A 17,946-nucleotide genomic window follows, 5' to 3' on the forward strand; every position below is an offset into this window, starting at 1 on the left:
CCGCACGAATCTCCCTCCCCCGCTCGCGGGGGAGGGCCGGGGTGGGGGCAAACCAAAGCCATCCAACCCACCCAAAACAAAAAACTACCCGAAGGCGGCTTCCGTTCACACCACAAACGCAAAAACCATTTCGTGAAACCTGCGTCAATCGCCGCACGAATCCCCTCCCCCGCCCGCGGGGGAGGGCCGGGGTGGGGGCAAACCGAAGCCAGTCAACCCACCCAAAACAAAAGGCCGCCCAAAGGCGGCCTTTCGTCCATTCCGCAAACGCGGAAACGACTTACTTCAGGCGAGCGGCAATCGCCGCGCCCAGGTCGCCCGGCGAGCGGACCGTGGTCACGCCCGCGGCTTCCATCGCCGCGAACTTGCCTTCCGCCGTGCCCTTGCCGCCGGAGGCGATGGCGCCGGCATGGCCCATGCGCTTGCCGGCCGGGGCCGAGGCGCCGGCGATGAAGCCGACGACCGGCTTCTTGACGTGCTTGGCGATGTACTCGGCGCCTTCTTCCTCGGCCGAACCACCGATTTCGCCGACCATGATGATGCCTTCGGTCTGCGGATCGTTGTTGAACAGGGTCAGCGCCTCGACGAAGTTCAGGCCGTTGATCGGATCGCCGCCGATGCCGATGCAGGTGCTCTGGCCCAGGCCCACGTCGGTGGTCTGCTTGACCGCTTCATAGGTCAGCGTGCCCGAACGCGAGACGATGCCGATCTTGCCCGGCTGGTGGATGTGGCCCGGCATGATGCCGATCTTGCACTCGCCCGGGGTGATGATGCCGGGGCAGTTCGGGCCGATCAGGGTGACGCCCGGATAGCCCTTCAGGGTGTTCTTGACCCGCAGCATGTCCAGCACCGGGATGCCCTCGGTGATCGCCACGATCACCTTGATGCCGGCGTCGGCCGCTTCCAGGATCGCGTCGGCCGCGAACGGCGGCGGCACGTAGATGACCGAAGCATCGGCGCCGGTGTCCTGCACCGCGTCACGCATCGTGTTGTAGACCGGCAGATCGATGTGGGTCGTGCCGCCCTTGCCGGGGGTCACGCCGCCCACCACCTGGGTGCCGTACTCGACCATCTGGGTCGCGTGGAAGGTGCCCTGCTGGCCGGTGAAGCCCTGGACGAGGACCTTGGTGTTCTTGTTGACCAAAACGCTCATGAATTATTCCTAGTCTCGTCGTGGGGTCAGGCGGCCTTGACCGCAGCGACGGCCTTCTTGGCGCCGTCGTTGATGTCGTCGGCCGGGATGATGGCCAGACCGGAATCGCGCAGCAGCGCCTTGCCGGCTTCCACGTTGGTGCCTTCCAGGCGCACGATCACCGGCACCTTGACGCCCACGTCCTTGACCGCGGCGATGATGCCTTCGGCGATCATGTCGCAGCGGACGATGCCGCCGAAGATGTTCACGAAGATCGCCTTGACCTTGTCGCTGGACAGGATCAGCTTGAACGCGGTGGTCACGCGCTCCTTGGTGGCGCCGCCGCCGACGTCCAGGAAGTTCGCCGGCTCGCCGCCGTTGAGCTTGATGACGTCCATGGTGGCCATCGCCAGGCCTGCGCCATTGACCATGCAGCCGATGTTGCCGTCCATGGTCACGTAGTTCAGGTCATGCTCGGAGGCCAGCACTTCGGTCTCGTCTTCCTGCGCCTTGTCGCGCATGGCGACCAGGTCCGGATGGCGGAACGAGGCGTTGTCGTCGGAGTTGACCTTGCCGTCCAGCACGGCCAGATCGCCGTTGGTGAGGATCGCCAGCGGGTTCAGTTCGACCAGCGCCAGATCCTTCTCGTTGAACAGCTTGTACAGGCCCATCATGATCTTGGTCAGCTGGTTGACCTGCTTGGCGTTCAGGCCCAGCTTGAAGCCGATGTCACGGCACTGGTACGGCTGCAGGCCCTGGACGAAGTTCACGTCCAGCTGGTGGATCAGCTCGGGAGTTTCCGCGGCGACCTTCTCGATCTCCACGCCGCCTTCGCTGGAGGTGATGAAGGTGACGGCCTTGGTGGCGCGATCCACCAGCACCGACAGGTACAGTTCCTTGGCGATGTCGGTGCCTTCGGAGATCAGCACCGCATCGATCGGCAGGGCCACGCCGGCCGACTGGTAGGTCGCCATGCGGGTGCCCAGCATCGCGGCGGCGTACTGCTTCACTTCATCCAGGGTCTTGGCCAGCTTGACGCCGCCGGCCTTGCCGCGGCCACCGGCGTGGATCTGGGCCTTCACGACCCAGAGGTCGCCCGGAATGGACTTCGCGGCTTCAACCGCTTCTTCCGGCGTGCGCGCGACGCGCCCGGCCGGAACTGCAATGCCATATTCGGCAAACAGTTGTTTTGCCTGGTATTCGTGGAAATTCATGCGTCACCGTGGGTAGGGAACAGGTAAGCGAGGCCGGACGTCCGGGAAAAGCGCGTTTGGACGTGCGAAGGCCGCCCGGCGGGCGCCAGCCAGCCCCCTATTGTCGCCCAGCGGGCCGGACGGCGCAAAATCAGCCGCCCGGGCCCGGCCTGCCTATACTGGTGCCATCGCCGACGGGGGGAGTCCGCGCTTGCCGCAAAGCCATTCGATCCTGGGACGCATCGAATCCGCTCCGCGGCGCGAACTGTATTTCTTCGCCCTGTACCGGACGCTGGAAGCGGCGATCCTGGCCGGGCTGGTGTTCAGCCCGCTTTCGGGCATGCTGGGTTCCCAGCGGCACCCGGAACTGGGCCTGGCGGTCACCATCGCCTACCTGGTTGCCTCGGTCCTGTTGCTGCTGGTGCGCAGTCCCCGCTGGATGACCCTCACCGTGGTCGTCGGCCTGGCCGTGGACATCGTCGCGGCCGCGGTCATCACCCATGCCCTGCCGGCGACCACCGCCGGGGTGGCGATGATGCTGCTGTTCAACGTCGCCGCCGGGGTGCTGCTGCTGCCCTCGCGCAACTGGGCGCTGGCGATGATCGGCCTGACCGTGGCCATGCTGTTTGCCGAGTACGGCTGGACCTTCTTCCACGACGGCGGCACCGACCGTTCGATCGCCGAGGTGGTGATGTTCGCCATCAGCTACCTGGCCGTCGGCTACCTGGCCCACCAGGCCGGCCAGCGCGCCCGCCGCAGCGAGGCGCTGGCGGATCAGCGCGGCGCCGAAGTCGCCAACCTGGTGGAAATCAACGAACTGATCATCCGCCGCATGCGCACCGGCGTGCTGGTGGTGGACGCGGACAACCACATCAAGCTGGCCAACGAGGCCGCCAGCCTGCTGCTCGGCGACGGCGAGGGTGGCGAGGGCGCCAGCGACGGGCTCGGCGTCCTGCTGACCCACACCGCGCCGGAGCTGGCCCGCCGCCTGCAGCGCTGGCGCAACGGCTGGCAGGCCGACGACACCCCGATGCAGCTGTCGCCCGACCAGCCCGAAGTGCAGCCGCGCTTCGCCCGCCTGCTGGCCGACAGCGAGACCTCGCTGATCTTCCTCGATGACGCCACCGTGGTCTCGCGCCGCGCCGAATCGCTGACCCTGGCCGCGCTGGGCCGTTTTTCCGCCAGCCTGGCCCACGAGATCCGCAACCCGCTGGCGGCCATCAACTACGCGGTGCAGTTGCTGGAAGAATCCCGCCAGATCGTCGACGGCGACCGCCGCCTGCTGCAGATCATCCACCAGCAGTGCCAGCGCACCAACGGCATCGTCGAGAGCGTGCTGGGCCTGGCCCGGCGCGAGCGCGCCAGCCCGGAGCACCTGGACCTCAATACCTTCGTCCGTCGTTTCATCGACGAGTACCAGCAATCGCTGTCGATCGAGACCGATACCCTGGAGGCGGTGATCGGTCCACGCCCGGTCCCGGCCCTGGTCGATCAGCGCCATCTCCAGCAGATCGTGACCGTGCTGGTGCAGAACGCGATGAACTACGGGCGCCTGCCGGGCGAACCGGCGCGGGTGCGGGTGCGGGTGTTCCAGGCCGACCACCGCCCGATGATCGACGTCATGGACCGGGGTCCCGGCATTCCCGAAGCGGTGGCCGCGCAGTTGTTCCGGCCCTTCTTCACCACGTCCGAGCACGGCACCGGCCTGGGCCTGTACATCGCCCGCGAGCTGTGCCGGGCCAACCAGGCGACCCTGGAGTACGTCCCGGTTCCCGGTGGCGGCAGTTGCTTCCGCATCACCCTGCCCGGCCCGCATGCGCTGCTGCCCGCCTGAGCCATCCGACCGGACCCGGGCCATTCCGTGCCGCAGTCTTCATGTTTGAGACCTCACACTAGCGACCACTCCTGTTCAGCCGGTACACTGAACGGACAGGGGCTGAAGGGGGATCCATGAGCGAAAACCGTAGCGCCCTTATCGTCGACGACGAACGCGACATCCGCGAACTGCTGGTACTGACCCTGGGCCGAATGGGCCTGCGCATCGATACCGCGGCCAACCTCGGCGAGGCGCGTGAACTCCTGTCACGCAACAGCTACGACCTGTGCTTCACCGACATGCGCTTGCCCGACGGCAACGGCATTGAACTGGTCGGCGAGATCTCCCGCAATTACCCCCGCACCCCGGTCGCCATGATCACCGCGTTCGGCAATATCGAACTGGCGGTCGAGGCGCTGAAGGCCGGCGCCTTCGATTTCGTCAGCAAGCCGGTGGACCTCACGGTGCTGCGCGGGCTGGTCAAGCACGCGCTGGAGCTCAACAACACCGAGCGCGCGCCGGCCCCGCCGCCACCGCCCGAGCAGGCCAGCCGGCTGCTGGGCAGTTCCCCGGCCATGGCCACCCTGCGCGACACCATCGGCAAGGTCGCCCGCAGCCAGGCCCCGGTCTACATCCGCGGCGAGTCCGGCGTGGGCAAGGAACTGGTCGCCCGCACCATCCACGAACAGGGTGCCCGCGCCAGCGGTCCGTTCGTGCCGGTCAACTGCGGCGCGATTCCCGCCGAGCTGATGGAAAGCGAATTCTTCGGCCACAAGAAGGGCAGCTTCACCGGCGCCCATGCCGACAAGGCCGGCCTGTTCCAGGCCGCCAATGGCGGCACCCTGTTCCTGGACGAGGTCGCCGAGCTGCCCCTGCCCATGCAGGTCAAGCTGCTGCGCGCCATCCAGGAAAAAGCCGTGCGCCCGGTCGGCGCCTCGCAGGAAGTGCAGGTGGACGTTCGCATCCTCTCGGCCACCCACAAGGACATCGGCGAACTGGCCAGCGACGGCCGCTTCCGCCACGACCTGTATTACCGCATCAACGTCATCGAGCTGCGGGTACCGCCGCTGCGCGAGCGCGCCAGCGACCTGCCGCAGCTGACCAGCGCCATCCTCGACCGACTGGCCGACCAGCACGGCCGCAACGCTCCTTCGGTGTCGCCGGACGCCATGGCCGAACTGCGCCGGTATCCGTTCCCGGGCAACGTCCGCGAGTTGGAGAACATCCTCGAACGCGCGCTGGCGATGGCCGACGGCCACAGCATCGAGATCGGCGATCTCTACCTGCCCCAGGGCTCCGCCACGCCGCGCGCGATGACAGACGCCGTTCCCGGCGCCGCCCCCGCCGCCGGCGCGCCCCCAATCGACATCGATCCGGCCGGCGGCCCGTTGCCCAACTACATCGAGCAACTCGAGCGCGCGGCCATCCAGAAGGCGCTGGAAGAAAACCGCTGGAACAAGACCCGCGCCGCCGCCCAGCTCGGCATCACCTTCCGCGCCCTGCGCTACAAGCTGAAAAAGCTGGGCATGGAGTAGCGCGGTCGGCGTTCTGCGCCACGCGTGAAACAAGCAACAACGCTCGCAAGAAAGGCCGAATCTCCAATCCTTCAATAGCCCCCTTGACCGGCCATTCGGCCGTTGAAAGCGAAAAAGGGGGCGGGCACCCGCGCAAGCGGGTGACGGGGGATTCGCGCGCGATGCCCGGGAGAACCACATTCCCGCCGCCCAAAGGTCACGCCCCCCTCCCCACACACGAAACATACGCCCCCCGATTGACGCAATTTGTCGTCAACCGCATGACCCCCATCACTCTGGAAAAGAGTGTGACCATGCCCGCCCATCGCGCCGGCATGCCGTCGATATCGTGCGCCCCGCGCCGAACGTTCGTATCCCGAACCTTTCACTTTCCACGGATACGGCGTCGGCGCTGAAAGCGGCATCCGTTCGATGTTTCCGATGGGCAAGTGTCCCCTGACGAGCACCTTCCGCTGACGCGGGAGCCGGACGGGTGCGCCTCCGCCCACCAAGCAAAGCAACACGGGGACGTGTCACATGAAAAAGAACATGCAAGGTTTCACTCTGATCGAACTGATGATCGTCGTGGCGATCATCGCCATCCTGGCCGCCATCGGCGTGCCCATCTATCAGGACTACACCATTCGCTCCCAGGCGACTGCCGCGTTGGCCGAGATAGCCCCTGGCAAGACCGGCTACGAGCTCGCTCTAACCAATGGCCACACGCCTTCAATGGATGACAAGTTAGCGGGCTACATCAATATCCAGGAAGGGCGCTACTGCGCGGTCACGCTGGGAGGAGGCATCAAGTGCGTCACCAAGAACGGTGCATCCGAGTTCGCAGGTAAAAACCTCAACCTCATCCGCTCCGACAGTGGAAAATGGACATGCGAAACCAACATCGCTGAAAAGTACGCGCCTGCTGGCTGTGGTCAACAACCCCCGACTGGTGGTGGTGGTGGTCCTAGTCCGTCGCCGTAGTTCAGGCAGATAGTGAACAACGCTCCCGCAAGGCCGCTTCGGACTGTAGTTTGTGCGGCAGCTGCATCGAACCGACAAACCCCGCTTCAGCGGGGTTTGTCGGAATAGACTGTCGCGGCCATTTGACAATCGCGGGCTCCGTTCGGCTTCCCGGATACGGTGCTTCTGGCCATCCAGTCCCGAATGGTATGGGCAGCCTATCAATCGAAGTGCCTGTCCTGCGTTGAAGGTGCGTCCCTTCGCAAAGCGATCTAAATAAGCGCTTCCAGCGGGCACTTGGCGTGGGCATTTCAGCTGGGCGAACACCTTGTACTGCCTCGACCAGAGCGGAACGTCGCCCCGTAGACCTCAGACGGCAATTCGCCGTGACCTCAGAGCACAAAGCCCCCCTGCTAAGGCGGTCCTTTGACAGACACACAGGCGGGTGCCGTCTTGGTCCCGTCGGCAGGACTGTCCATCTGCCGTTACGCCGCCCGCTCAACGTCAATCTTTCGACTCGAAAAGTGACGCAAATTGTCACTTTATGCCCAATATTTTCACCTTCATTCCCCTTGCCTGGAGAGCGACCCGCGCGGGGCCAAATTGTCAGATTGTGATCATTCCCGCGGTTGATCCCCTTTTTCCCGATACCGGTCCAACGAGATTGATGTCATAGTTATCTCGACTTAGGTGTCTGGGGTCTTTCCCGCGAACCATCGGGGACGGGGAGAGGGGCGCTTACAGTTGGCACACATCCTGCACGTGACTTAAAGCACGTGCGTCGTCTTGCACGGCGCCCACGGTCCAACGCTTAAGGACGCGGGGGCTGGAGTGTCCTTAACCATCCAAGCCAATCCTGAAAGGGGAAAGTTCATGAAGAAGAACATGCAGGGTTTCACCCTCATCGAACTGATGATCGTGGTCGCCATCATCGCCATCCTGGCCGCCATCGCACTGCCGCTGTACCGTGACTACACCGTCAAGGCCAAGATCACCAACGCCATCGGCTCCGTCGCCGGCGAGAAGATCAAGGTCGGCGAGAACTTGGGTGCGGGTAAGACCGGCGCCGCACTGTGTGATGGCATCACGAAGACGGGTGCCTGCACCACTGGCACTTTGACCGGCACCTACGATGGCGCCTCGGTCACTTTGGCTCCGAACACGGCCAACGGCCGGATTGAGTGGGATTGCGCGCCAACCTACGACGGCGCTGCGCCGACCGCTTCGCAGACTCCGGAAGCCTGCCAGTAAGTGCAGACGTACCGGGACATTCTGTCCTCGGCCTACGTTCTAAAACCCCGGCTATGCCGGGGTTTTTTCTATTTTGGCTATCTCTGCACAACGATTCCATGATTTCTCCGATTGCGCGCGGCGTTGCCATCCTGCTCTTCGCTACTTTTTTCATCACCCTCATCGCATATTGGGCTGGTCTCAACGGCCCCTATATGCTTGATGACGCGGCCAATCTAGCGGCAATTGGCCCATGGCTCGAGAATCGACTTGCACTGAGTACTTTGCTTTTCGAACGTGGCGCTGGCACTTTCGGCAGGCCGGTGTCGATGGCCTCTTTCGCCTTCAATGCTTGGTTGAGCGGCTATACACCGACGTCCTTAAAGATCGGTAATTTGATCATCCACCTGCTGTGTGGCTTGATCATCTTTGTCCTAGTCCAGCGGCTGCTGCGACGCGATCCCAACCTCGCGTCCGAGGCCCCTTTGTGGGCGGCGCTGGTGGCGTCGATCTGGCTGTTGCATCCGCTGCATGCGAGCACCGTGCTCTACGTGGTCCAGCGCATGGCACAGCTCTCCATGCTGGTCATCCTGCTGGGATTGTGGCTCTACGTGTCCCAGCGCGAGCGCCTGGAGCAGGGAAAGCCGGTTGGCGCGGCGTGGGTGTTGCTGCTGGGAATTCCCTGCATGACGTTCCTGGCCTTCCTGGCCAAGGAGAATGGAATCCTGCTCCCGCTGCTCTGCACCGTCGTCGAACTGGCCTATTTCCGCACGGGCCGGCGTCCCTGGCCGGCGCGGTTCTTTCTGATCGCCTATGTGATCGTCCCGTTTGTGGCGGGTCTCGCCCTGTTCGCCGTCAAGTACCAGACCATCGTCAGCTGGTACAGCAGCCGCGACTTCACCATGGCGGAACGGATGCTCAGCCAAGGCAGGGCGCTTTGCGACTATCTGTGGAAGCTTCTGGTTCCCAATCCGCCCACGATGGGCGTGTACACGGACGATTTCATCGCCTCGACGGGCCTGCTCACCCCTCCGGTCACCGCCCTGGCCATCCTGTTCCTGTTGGCCCTGAGCATCGCGGCGTGGCGCTGGCGGGCGCAACTTCCTTCCGTCTTCTTCGGCTGGTTCTTCTTCCTGGCCGCGCATGCGCTGGAAGCTAGCCCGATTCCGCTTGAGCTCTATTTCGAGCACCGGAACTATCTTCCTTCGGTGGGCATCATCGTCGCGGGCGTCGCGTTGGCCGTCGCGGCGGGCCGTTGGTTGTCCCGGATGGAGCTGCGCCCGGCGCTCATCGGTGTACCCATGTTCGCGGGCATCCTGATCGTCCTGGCAGCGGGAACACACGGGCGCGCGCGCGTCTGGCAGAGCGAATTGCTCATCGCCGAGTCGAGCCTCATCGCGCATCCCCACTCCCTTCGTGCGAATGCCGCCGTGCTTTCCGCGGCCATCGCCCGCAACGACCGGACGCGGGTCGACCAGGTAGTCGACAACCTGCTCGCTTCGCCACAGCCACGGCATCGTTCGCTGGGCCATCTCTATCGCTTCTATGCGTCCTGCCTGATGCGCGGGGAGGCGAGCCTCGACGACCTGCAGGCTTTCAGCCAGGAGACTCCAACGCCGCTGACACTGGCGGAAACGGTACCGCTCCGGTTTCTTTATGCCGCATCGGAGCGCAAGCGTTGCGGTTCGGTCACCGACGATCAGATTGGCGCGGCGCTGAGTGCCGTGGCGGATCGGGCCTCGGGCCAGCCGGACAACACCCGGCCGAAAATCGTCATGCGGTATTTCGCGGCGCAGTTCCACGTCCGCGCAAGGTCTTGGGACCACGCACTGCGACCGGCGCGACTCGCCTGGCAAGACGGCGCGGAAGCCGGCATCGCGATGCCGCTGGTCCTGGCACAGTTGGGCACGCGTGATGTCGACGGCGCCGAGCGGACCTGGCGGGAAGCGGCGGAACGCGCGGAGCCCGGCAACACCGCCGATCAGTCCGGCCTGGTGTGGCTGCGGGAGCAAATTGAATCCGCGCGCGCCGCCTATGAAGCCGAAGGCTCGAGACCCCGATCGCCCTGAGCCGGATGCCTTGGGCGATTTTCCTTATCCTAGAGCCTGCCATCCGCTCGCCATCGCAAATGAAGCCACAAGGGCGTCCCTTCATCCTGGTCACCACATCGTTCCCCATCAGCCGGGACGGCAGCGAAGCGGCAGGCGGATTCGTGGCGGATCTGGCGATGAGCCTCAGCCTGCGGGTGCCCGTCGTCGTTGTGGCCCCGGGCACCGATGAACGGGTGGAGGAATGGAGCGGGAGTCTATCGGTTCATCGCTATCCGGCTCCTGCCCAGGCGCTATCGACCTTGCGGCCGTGGCATCCGCGGGATGTCTGGCGGATTCTCAAGGTGCTGCGCGCCGGCTCAAGGGTCACGCGCCATGCGGTCCGGAACGGCGCGGCGCATGTGCTGGCCCTCTGGGCATTGCCCTCCGGCTACTGGGCGCGCGGCGCCGCCAGGCAAGCGGGAGTTTCCTATTCTGTCTGGACGCTTGGCAGCGATATCTGGTCACTGGGAAGAATCCCCGTCGTCCGCGGCGTCCTGGCCAGAGTCCTGGCCGACGCCGGACAACGCTTTTCCGATGGCCTCAAGCTGCTGGAGGACACCCGGGAAATCTGCAAGGCGCCGGTGACATTCCTGCCCAGCACGCGGAACATCACCACCAGCAGAGCCGAACCTATCCGCCATACCGGTCCATATCGGCTGGTGTTCATCGGACGCTGGCACGAGAACAAGGGTGTTGATCTGCTGCTGGATGCCTTGTCCTTGCTCGATGAGCAAACCTGGTCGCGGATTGAATCGGTCGACATATATGGCGGCGGTCCGCTCGAAGCTGACGTCCGCCGGCGCGCGGGAGAGCTTGCTGTCCTGCATCCCGTCCGCGCGCACGGATACCTTGCCAAGGATCAGTCCGAGCGGGCGTTGGCGGACGCGGACTTCGTATTGATTCCATCACGCATCGAAAGCATACCCGTCGTGTTCTCCGATGCCATGAAGTTCGGTTGCCCGGTGATCAGCATGCCGGTTGGCGACCTTCCCGTACTGGTGGCGGAAAGAACCGGCGTGTGCGCCGCCGACGTCACTCCGCAAGCCTTCGCCCAGGCGATGACTAGCGCGCTTTCAAACGGGCCTGGGCGCTACGAAGCGGGCCTGCAGGAGATGGCCCGCCGCTTTTCGAACGAACATGCCGTCGTTCCCGCCCTCATGTTGCTGGTGCAGGCACCGTGACCACCTCATCCACAGCCGGTCAAGGCGGACGACGGCGCTGGTTTCCGCGTTGGGCCACGGTACTGATATCGATCGGCAGCATGGCCATCGTGGTCTATCTGCTGGGTAGATCCGGCAAGGAGATCCTGCTGCAGCTTTCCCGTATCGATATGGGATTCATGTTCGCGGGCCTCGGCCTGGGGGCCCTGGCCACCCTGTCGGGGTTCCTGTCCTTTTCAAGAATACTATCGCCGATGCTCGACACTCCCATGTCGTTCGGCCGGCTGGGCCATCTCCATTTCACCGGACAGATGCTCAAACATCTCCCCGGTCGGGTATTCGGCATCGCCTACCAGATCGGCGCGGGCAATGAAGCGTCATCCAGTGCCTGGATTTCGGCCAATGCACTGCACATCCTGTTGACTCTCTATACGGCGTGCATCGTATCCGCCGGCGTGCTCCTCTGGTCCCGATATCCGGTAACCGCCTCGCTGGTCGTTGTCCTCGGCGTGCTTGGCTGGTTCGCCGTCTTGCGTAGTCCGCTTCTGCACAGGTTGGCAGGCAAATCATCCAGGCTCGAGGGTCGATTTGTTGGCCTGGCCCGGAGCCTGGCATCTTCCGTGGCCCGGCTGGAAGCCCGCGACCACCTGCGCATCATGGGCTGGATGATGCTCAGCTGGCTTGTGTACTTCCTGGCATGGGCCTTCTATGGACTCGCGGTTGCCAGCATGGGGGCGGGCGACGGAATATTGATGTGCGCCCACTACAACCTTGCCTGGATCGTCGGCTACATCACCCTGGTGACCCCTTCCGGCATAGGCGTGCGGGAGGGAGCTTTCATGGCCATGGGAGGCGCTTTCAGTCCCTCGGAACTGGCTTATGGAGTGCTCGTCGGACGCGTCTCGCTGCTGTTGATCGATTTGTTCTTGAGCCTATTGTTCCTTCCCTTCCATGGCACCGCGAATGAACCAGGTTGAACTTCCTGTTTTCGATGATGCTGGCATCAATCTCGCCGACCCGCATGACCGGCGGGGCCTGAAGACCGATTACATCTCGAGATTGCAGGAACTCGCCCTGGAACGAATCGTCGGTCGCGGAAGCGGCCCTGCGCTCGACCTCGGATGCGGGTATGGAAGAATGACCTCGCGCCTCGCCACGTTGGGCTATCGAATGACGGGCATGGATCCCTCCTTGCGCGTTCTGAGGTACGCATCGCTCAATCAGTCCGAAGCCGATGCCAACTGGTGCGTGGGAAAGCTTCCCGAGCTGCCCTTTGGCAACCAGTCGTTTCCGTTGGTGTTTCTTCTCAATGTCGCCAGGCCCCTGCACCTGCTTGGCCTGCTCGACTGCTGCTCCGATGCGGCGCGCGTCGTTTCGAAGGGAGGAAGGCTGATCGTGCTCGACAACATCCGGCGCGACCACGCCGATTATGTTGCCGAGGATTGGTTCGTGGAATTTTTCCAGCGGCAGGGACTTCGCTTGCGCGAACGCATCGCGATCCGTTCCAGCCGCTGGCCCGTCATCTACCTCATCCGGTATGGCCTGGTGCCAAGAAAATGGTTTGACCGTATCGCGAACTGGGAACTGCGCAGAATGGCTCGCCGGAAGCGCGCGCCCCGCTGGTCCTATCACAACGTCGTCTTCGTCTTCGAGCGCGCGTGATGACAGCCGCGGTCATCATCCTCTCCGGCGGCGCGGAAACGGTATCCGTGGCCGTCGCCGAGCGGCTCATCGATGCGGGCATCGATTATTCGGTCATTTCTTTGGTCCCTGACAGCCTGCTGAGGGACGCGCCCCATTGCCACAGCTTCCATGAGCTGAACCTGGCGGGTGCGGGCCTGGAGGAAGCCTGCGATCTTCTCGCCGTGGCAATAGCCAGCATCGGCGGTGGGGAAGGTTCCACGACCGTCTTCGCGACCGAGGACGACAGCCTGCTGCTGCTTTCCCGCCTGCACCTCCGGAATGACCTCGTCCTGTGTTTCTCGCGGGGAGAAAGCCTGCGCATGGGCGGTCTGGACAAGGCGGAACTGTTCGAGCATCTGGAACAGGCCGGCATGACGTCTGTACTCGCTCCCACTTTTCGTCTGGACTCGCCGGAAGACAGTCTCCGGCTTGCCGCCCGACTCGGACATGACCTCGTCATCAAGCCCATCCACAAGCCGTGGGGACGCACGCTCGACGAATCGGGAAACAAGGTCATCACGGTCGGAGGCCGCCTTCCCGCTTTGGCCGATGTCAAACGCGCGTTGGAAAATGCCTGGAACAACTGCGACGGCTGGATCGCCCAACCCCGCCTCCGCCCCATCCGGCAGGCTGAGCGCAGCGCCTGTGTCATCCGCTCCGGCAAGGAGATGCGGGGGTATCAGATTGTCGAGCGACTCAAGTATCCCCGCATGGGAGGAAGCGCGGCCTGGGTAAGCAGTTCACGTGATACGGACTTGCTCCCTGCGGCGTTCGCCATTGCCGAAGCCATCGATCTGCGTGGCGTCTGCGAAATGTCGTTCCTGGAGGACGAACAGGGCAACCCGAAGCTGCTGGAGCTCAACTGTCGCCCTTGGTTGCAGTTCGAACTGGTGGAGGCCAGCGGCTGTCCCCTGATCCTGGACACGTTGAAAGCCGTCCATGGGCAGGCACTCTCGATCCTGGAACCGGCCTTCACCGAATGCCACTGGATTCAACCCGAGCGCATGTTCCTCAGCCTGGCCACCGGTGACAGTCCCCGGATGGAGACCCTCCGGGCGCTGGCGCGTGGCGTGCGCGGCAAAATGGTCATTCCCATCTATGGCAGCCGGCTTCCCAAAGTGAAGAGCCGCTGGATCGCCCGGAACCTCCGCAAGGTCCTGCCGAACGGGCGCTAGTTCGCGAGCATTCCCGAGGTCGTGGTCACGATTCGATCCAGGTCGCCTTCGGTGAGTGCCGCCGACAGCGGGAGACTGACGGTCGTCTGACCGATCGCGTGGGCGTTGGGCCACGCTTCCGGCCGCCAGCCGAACAATTCCTGGTACACGGGATGTTCCGCGATGGACAGGTAATGCACGCCGGTACCAATCCTCGCCGCATTCATCCTGTCCAGAAACTCATCCCTCGACAGGCCGCAACGGGCCTCTTCGATCATCATCGTGAAAAGGTGATAGCCATGCCGGGTATCGGGTGCGATTGCGGACGGCAGGATAACGGGAAGATCCTTGAACGCGGACATGTAAGCGTCCCAGATCTGCTCTCTTCTTTTCCAGTTGGCCTCGACACGGGCGAGCTGGTGAATACCGATGGCAGCCTGTATGTCCATCATGTTGTACTTGAAGCCGGTATCGACCACTTGGTAATGCCGATATCCCTTGTCGCCGAAGCGATGCCATGCATCCTTGCTCATTCCATGCAGCGCGAGCACCCGGGCACGGGCCACCAACTCTTCGTCCCTGCCCACGATCATGCCGCCTTCGCCGGTCGTGACGTTCTTGGTGACATAAAAGCTGAAACACCCGAAATCACCGAACGTCCCGGCCTTTTGCCCATGGAATTCCGTCTCGATGGCGTGCGCGCAATCCTCGATGACCAGCAGGCCATGTTTCCTGGCGATCTGCATGATGCGATCCATTTCACAGGGGCGGCCTGCGAAATGCACCGGAAGGATCGCCTGGGTGCGCGGAGTGATGGCGGCGTCGATGGCTTCCGGGGATATGCACTGGGTCGCAGGATCCACATCCGCCAATACCGGCTTCATGCCCGCATGGATGATCGCGTTGACGCTGGCGCAGAAGGTCATGGGCGTGGTGATGACCTCCGCGCCCTTCTCCAGCCCGGAGGCCACCATGCTGACATGCAGTGCCGCCGTGCAGGAGTTCACTGCCGCAACCGCGCGGGCGCCGACGCCCTTGTAGTCGGCGAATTCTCTCTCCAGCCTGGCGACGCGCGGCCCTGTTCCCAGCCAGCCCGAACGCATGCAAGCAACAACCTCCTCGATTTCGTCCTCCCCTATGGAAGGCGCTCCGAAGACAATGAAAGGGAGTTCATCTGACATCCGCATGCTGCCTTTCGCGTTATGACTCGCGACGGAAAGTGAGTGCCGTGATCTGCTCGGAGATCAATCCGATCAGGAAAATGATGACCGATGCGCTGAACAGCAGCATGCTCATGTTGGTGAACCGGCCGACCGTCAGGTAGGTGAAAAGGTAATAGAACAGCCCTGTGAGGAAGAACAGCGCCGCCGTCGGTACGAAAAGCTTGAGCGGCGAATACAGGGTCGCGATCTTGAAGATGATCAGCAGGAACCGGATGCCGTCCTTTATGGGACGGATGTGGCTGGTCCCGATGCGACGCGCCACCGGGATGGGCACATAGGCCACGGCGTAGGCACTGCGGAAAAAAGCCATCGTGCTGGTGGTCGGATAGGAAAATCCGTTGGGCAGCAGGTGCAGGAATTCCCGGAACCTGTCCGCGCGTACGGCCCGGAACCCGGAGGTCAGGTCTTTGACCTGGAAACCGGTCATCCGGCTGGCCAACCAGTTGTAGAAGGTATTGGCCAAGCCACGGCTGACCCCCGCCTGGCCCTCCCAGTTCCTGGCTCCGACCACCATGTCGTAACCCTCGCCCAGTTTCTCCAGCAGGCGACGGGCATCGGCGGGATCGTGCTGGCCATCGGCATCCATGAACACGATGACGTCGCCGGTGGCCACCCGCGCGCCGCGCTTGATGGCCGCGCCATTGCCCATCGAATAGGGCGAGGTCAGCACGCGGGCCCCTAGGGCGGCTGCCAGGCTGGCGGTCTGGTCCGTGGATCCGTCGTCCACCACGATGACTTCGGCTTCCGGCAGCGTCTCGCGCAACCGTTCGAGCGTCCGCGGAAGTCCCCCCGCCTCGTTCTTGGCCGGCAATACGACGCTGATCCTCATTACCGCCCCAGTCTGTTTTCCCCTGCCCAGCTTACTTCAATCACATTCGGGACTGGCAGGTCTCGCCCTCACGCCATTGCCGTATCGCGTCAGCTTGTGACGCAGGTCGTTCCGGGCCGGAGGTCCGGCCACGCGTATGCGGAGGCGCTTGCGGTAAAGTTCGTGCTGGCCCGCTTCTTGCGGCGCCCCCTTGTCACCACGGGAACCCTGCACATGAGCGCCGTCGTCAACACCGCAAACCTGGTAGGCATCACCGGTATCGCCCGCCGCCTCGTCCAGGATGGCGCGCTGGAGGAAGGCGCGGCCCGCGCCGCGATGGCCAGCGCCACCGAGGCCCGGCTGCCGCTGGCCCAGTGGATCATCGAGAAGAAACTGGTCACCGCCTCGCAGATGGCGGCGGCCAACGCCATCGAGTTCGGCATGCCGCTGCTGGACGTGGCCAGCTTCGACCCGGTCCACAACGCGGTCAAGCTGGTCAGCGAGGAACTGCTGCAGAAGCACCAGGTGCTGCCGCTGTTCAAGCGCGGCAGCAAGCTGTTCGTGGGGGTCTCCGACCCCACCAACAAGATGCATGCGCTGGACGAGATCAAGTTCCACACCAACCTGGTGGTGGAGCCGATCCTGGTCGACGACGATTCGCTGCGGCGGGCGCTGGACCAGTGGATCAACGCCAACAGCAATCTCTCCGGCGCCTTCGGCGGCGACGACGACGAGGGCCTGGACAACCTGGAGGTCGGCAACGACGACGAACTGGCCGGTGCCGACAGCGGCGTCGATGCCAAGGGCGACGACACCCCGGTGGTCAAGTTCGTCAACAAGGTGCTGGTTGACGCCATCAAGCGCGGCGCCTCCGACATCCACTTCGAGCCCTACGAAACCGACTACCGGGTACGCCTGCGCATCGACGGCATCCTCAAGCAGGTGGCCAAGGCGCCGGTCAAGCTGAGCCAGCGCATCGCCGCCCGCCTGAAGGTGATGGCGCAACTGGACATCGCCGAAAAGCGCGTGCCGCAGGACGGCCGCATCAAGCTCAACCTCAGCAAGACCAAGCAGATCGACTTCCGCGTCAGTACCCTGCCCACCCTGTTCGGCGAGAAGGTGGTACTGCGTATCCTGGACGGCAGCGCGGCCAAGCTGGGCATCGACAAGCTGGGCTACGAGAAGGATCAGCAGAAGCTGTTCGAAGACGCCATCCACAAGCCCTACGGCATGGTGCTGGTCACCGGCCCGACCGGCTCGGGCAAGACGGTGTCGCTGTACACCGCGCTGGGCATCCTGAACGACGAGATCCGCAACATCTCCACGGTCGAGGACCCGGTGGAAATCCGCCTGCCGGGCGTCAACCAGGTGCAGCAGAACACCAAGCGCGGCATGACCTTCGCCGCCGCCCTGCGCAGCTTCCTGCGCCAGGATCCGGACATCATCATGGTCGGCGAAATCCGCGATCTGGAAACCGCCGAGATCGCCATCAAGGCGGCCCAGACCGGCCACATGGTGCTGTCCACCCTGCACACCAACGACGCGCCGCAGACCATCGCCCGCCTGATGAACATGGGCATCGCGCCCTACAACATCACCAGCTCGGTGACCCTGGTCATCGCTCAGCGCCTGGCCCGCCGGCTGTGCTCGCGGTGCAAGGTGCCGGTGGAACTGCCGCACCATGCCCTGGTGGCCGAAGGCTTCAGCGAGGAGGAGATCGGCGCCGGTTTCACCCTCTACGACGCGGTCGGCTGCGACGAATGCACCGGCGGCTACAAGGGCCGCACCGGCATCTACCAGGTGATGCCGATGAGCGAAGAAATCGCCACCATCGTGCTGGAAGGCGGCAACGCCCTGCAGATCGCCGAAGCCGCCCAGCAGGCGGGGGTGCGGGACCTGCGCCAGTCGGCGCTGATGAAGGTCCGCAACGGCGTGACCAGCCTGGCCGAGATCAACCGCGTCACCAAGGACTGACCCGCGCGG

General features: G+C 63.9%; 14 protein-coding genes. 10 read left to right on the plus strand and 4 right to left on the minus strand.

The genetic code is table 11. From position 1 onward, the window contains the following. Nucleotides 1–280 precede the first annotated feature (280 nt). Both sucD and sucC read right to left on the minus strand, forming a co-directional pair. Nucleotides 281–1,153 carry a succinate--CoA ligase subunit alpha gene (sucD, locus tag FHW78_RS06450; RefSeq protein ID WP_141455714.1) on the minus strand — a complete coding sequence of 291 codons (873 nt, stop codon included), beginning with the start codon at nt 1,151–1,153 and terminating at the stop codon, nt 281–283. A 26-nt stretch (nt 1,154–1,179) separates the two neighbouring features. Beyond that, nucleotides 1,180–2,346, minus strand: a complete 1,167-nt coding sequence (gene sucC / locus FHW78_RS06455) for an ADP-forming succinate--CoA ligase subunit beta (RefSeq protein ID WP_141455713.1) — start codon at nt 2,344–2,346, stop codon at nt 1,180–1,182. A 190-nt stretch (nt 2,347–2,536) separates the two neighbouring features. Between sucC and FHW78_RS06460 the strand changes: the two genes are divergently transcribed. The 9 genes from FHW78_RS06460 to FHW78_RS06500 all read left to right on the plus strand — a co-directional run bounded on the left by FHW78_RS06460 (nt 2,537) and on the right by FHW78_RS06500 (nt 13,953). Beyond that, nucleotides 2,537–4,159, plus strand: a complete 1,623-nt coding sequence (locus FHW78_RS06460; RefSeq protein WP_183638987.1) for an ATP-binding protein — start codon at nt 2,537–2,539, stop codon at nt 4,157–4,159. 116 nt (nt 4,160–4,275) lie between these two features. Next, nucleotides 4,276–5,676 (plus strand): sigma-54 dependent transcriptional regulator, encoded by a 1,401-nt coding sequence (locus tag FHW78_RS06465; RefSeq protein ID WP_183638989.1) that lies wholly within the window; start codon nt 4,276–4,278, stop codon nt 5,674–5,676. Between the two features lie 516 nt (nt 5,677–6,192). Then, the gene (locus FHW78_RS06470) at nt 6,193–6,636 is read left to right on the plus strand and encodes a pilin (protein WP_183638991.1); all 444 of its coding nucleotides are present in this window, start codon (nt 6,193–6,195) and stop codon (nt 6,634–6,636) included. A gap of 852 nt (nt 6,637–7,488) precedes the next feature. After that, nucleotides 7,489–7,866 carry a prepilin-type N-terminal cleavage/methylation domain-containing protein gene (locus tag FHW78_RS20100; protein ID WP_183638993.1) on the plus strand — a complete coding sequence of 126 codons (378 nt, stop codon included), beginning with the start codon at nt 7,489–7,491 and terminating at the stop codon, nt 7,864–7,866. Nucleotides 7,867–7,964: 98 nt separating this feature from the next. After that, complete coding sequence (locus FHW78_RS06480) at nt 7,965–9,914, plus strand: hypothetical protein (RefSeq protein WP_183638995.1); 1,950 nt, start codon at nt 7,965–7,967, stop codon at nt 9,912–9,914. Between the two features lie 59 nt (nt 9,915–9,973). Beyond that, on the plus strand, nt 9,974–11,116 hold the full coding sequence (locus tag FHW78_RS06485; protein WP_183638997.1) for a glycosyltransferase family 4 protein: 1,143 nt from the start codon (nt 9,974–9,976) through the stop codon (nt 11,114–11,116). Next, on the plus strand, nt 11,113–12,072 hold the full coding sequence (locus tag FHW78_RS06490; RefSeq protein WP_343205537.1) for a lysylphosphatidylglycerol synthase domain-containing protein: 960 nt from the start codon (nt 11,113–11,115) through the stop codon (nt 12,070–12,072). The genes FHW78_RS06485 and FHW78_RS06490 overlap by 4 nt, the downstream gene beginning before the upstream one ends. Then, on the plus strand, nt 12,059–12,757 hold the full coding sequence (locus tag FHW78_RS06495) for a class I SAM-dependent methyltransferase (RefSeq protein ID WP_183639001.1): 699 nt from the start codon (nt 12,059–12,061) through the stop codon (nt 12,755–12,757). Before FHW78_RS06490 ends, FHW78_RS06495 begins: the two co-directional genes overlap by 14 nt. Then, nucleotides 12,757–13,953 (plus strand): hypothetical protein, encoded by a 1,197-nt coding sequence (locus FHW78_RS06500; RefSeq protein ID WP_183639003.1) that lies wholly within the window; start codon nt 12,757–12,759, stop codon nt 13,951–13,953. The genes FHW78_RS06495 and FHW78_RS06500 overlap by 1 nt, the downstream gene beginning before the upstream one ends. Here FHW78_RS06500 and FHW78_RS06505 read toward each other — a convergent pair. Then, nucleotides 13,950–15,119, minus strand: a complete 1,170-nt coding sequence (locus FHW78_RS06505) for a DegT/DnrJ/EryC1/StrS family aminotransferase (protein ID WP_343205538.1) — start codon at nt 15,117–15,119, stop codon at nt 13,950–13,952. The two genes, FHW78_RS06500 and FHW78_RS06505, sit on opposite strands and share 4 nt — an antisense overlap. A 13-nt stretch (nt 15,120–15,132) precedes the next feature. Continuing rightward, the gene (locus tag FHW78_RS06510; RefSeq protein WP_183639005.1) at nt 15,133–15,984 is read right to left on the minus strand and encodes a glycosyltransferase family 2 protein; all 852 of its coding nucleotides are present in this window, start codon (nt 15,982–15,984) and stop codon (nt 15,133–15,135) included. A gap of 213 nt (nt 15,985–16,197) precedes the next feature. Here FHW78_RS06510 and pilB point away from each other — a divergent pair, with 213 nt between their 5' ends. Next, a complete protein-coding gene (gene pilB, locus FHW78_RS06515; RefSeq protein WP_183639007.1) occupies nt 16,198–17,937 on the plus strand; it encodes a type IV-A pilus assembly ATPase PilB in 1,740 nt (579 codons plus the stop codon). Nucleotides 17,938–17,946: the final 9 nt, after the last annotated feature.

This window comes from Pseudoxanthomonas sp. OG2 (assembly GCF_014192765.1).
GTDB classification, from domain to species: domain Bacteria; phylum Pseudomonadota; class Gammaproteobacteria; order Xanthomonadales; family Xanthomonadaceae; genus Pseudoxanthomonas_A; species Pseudoxanthomonas_A beigongshangi.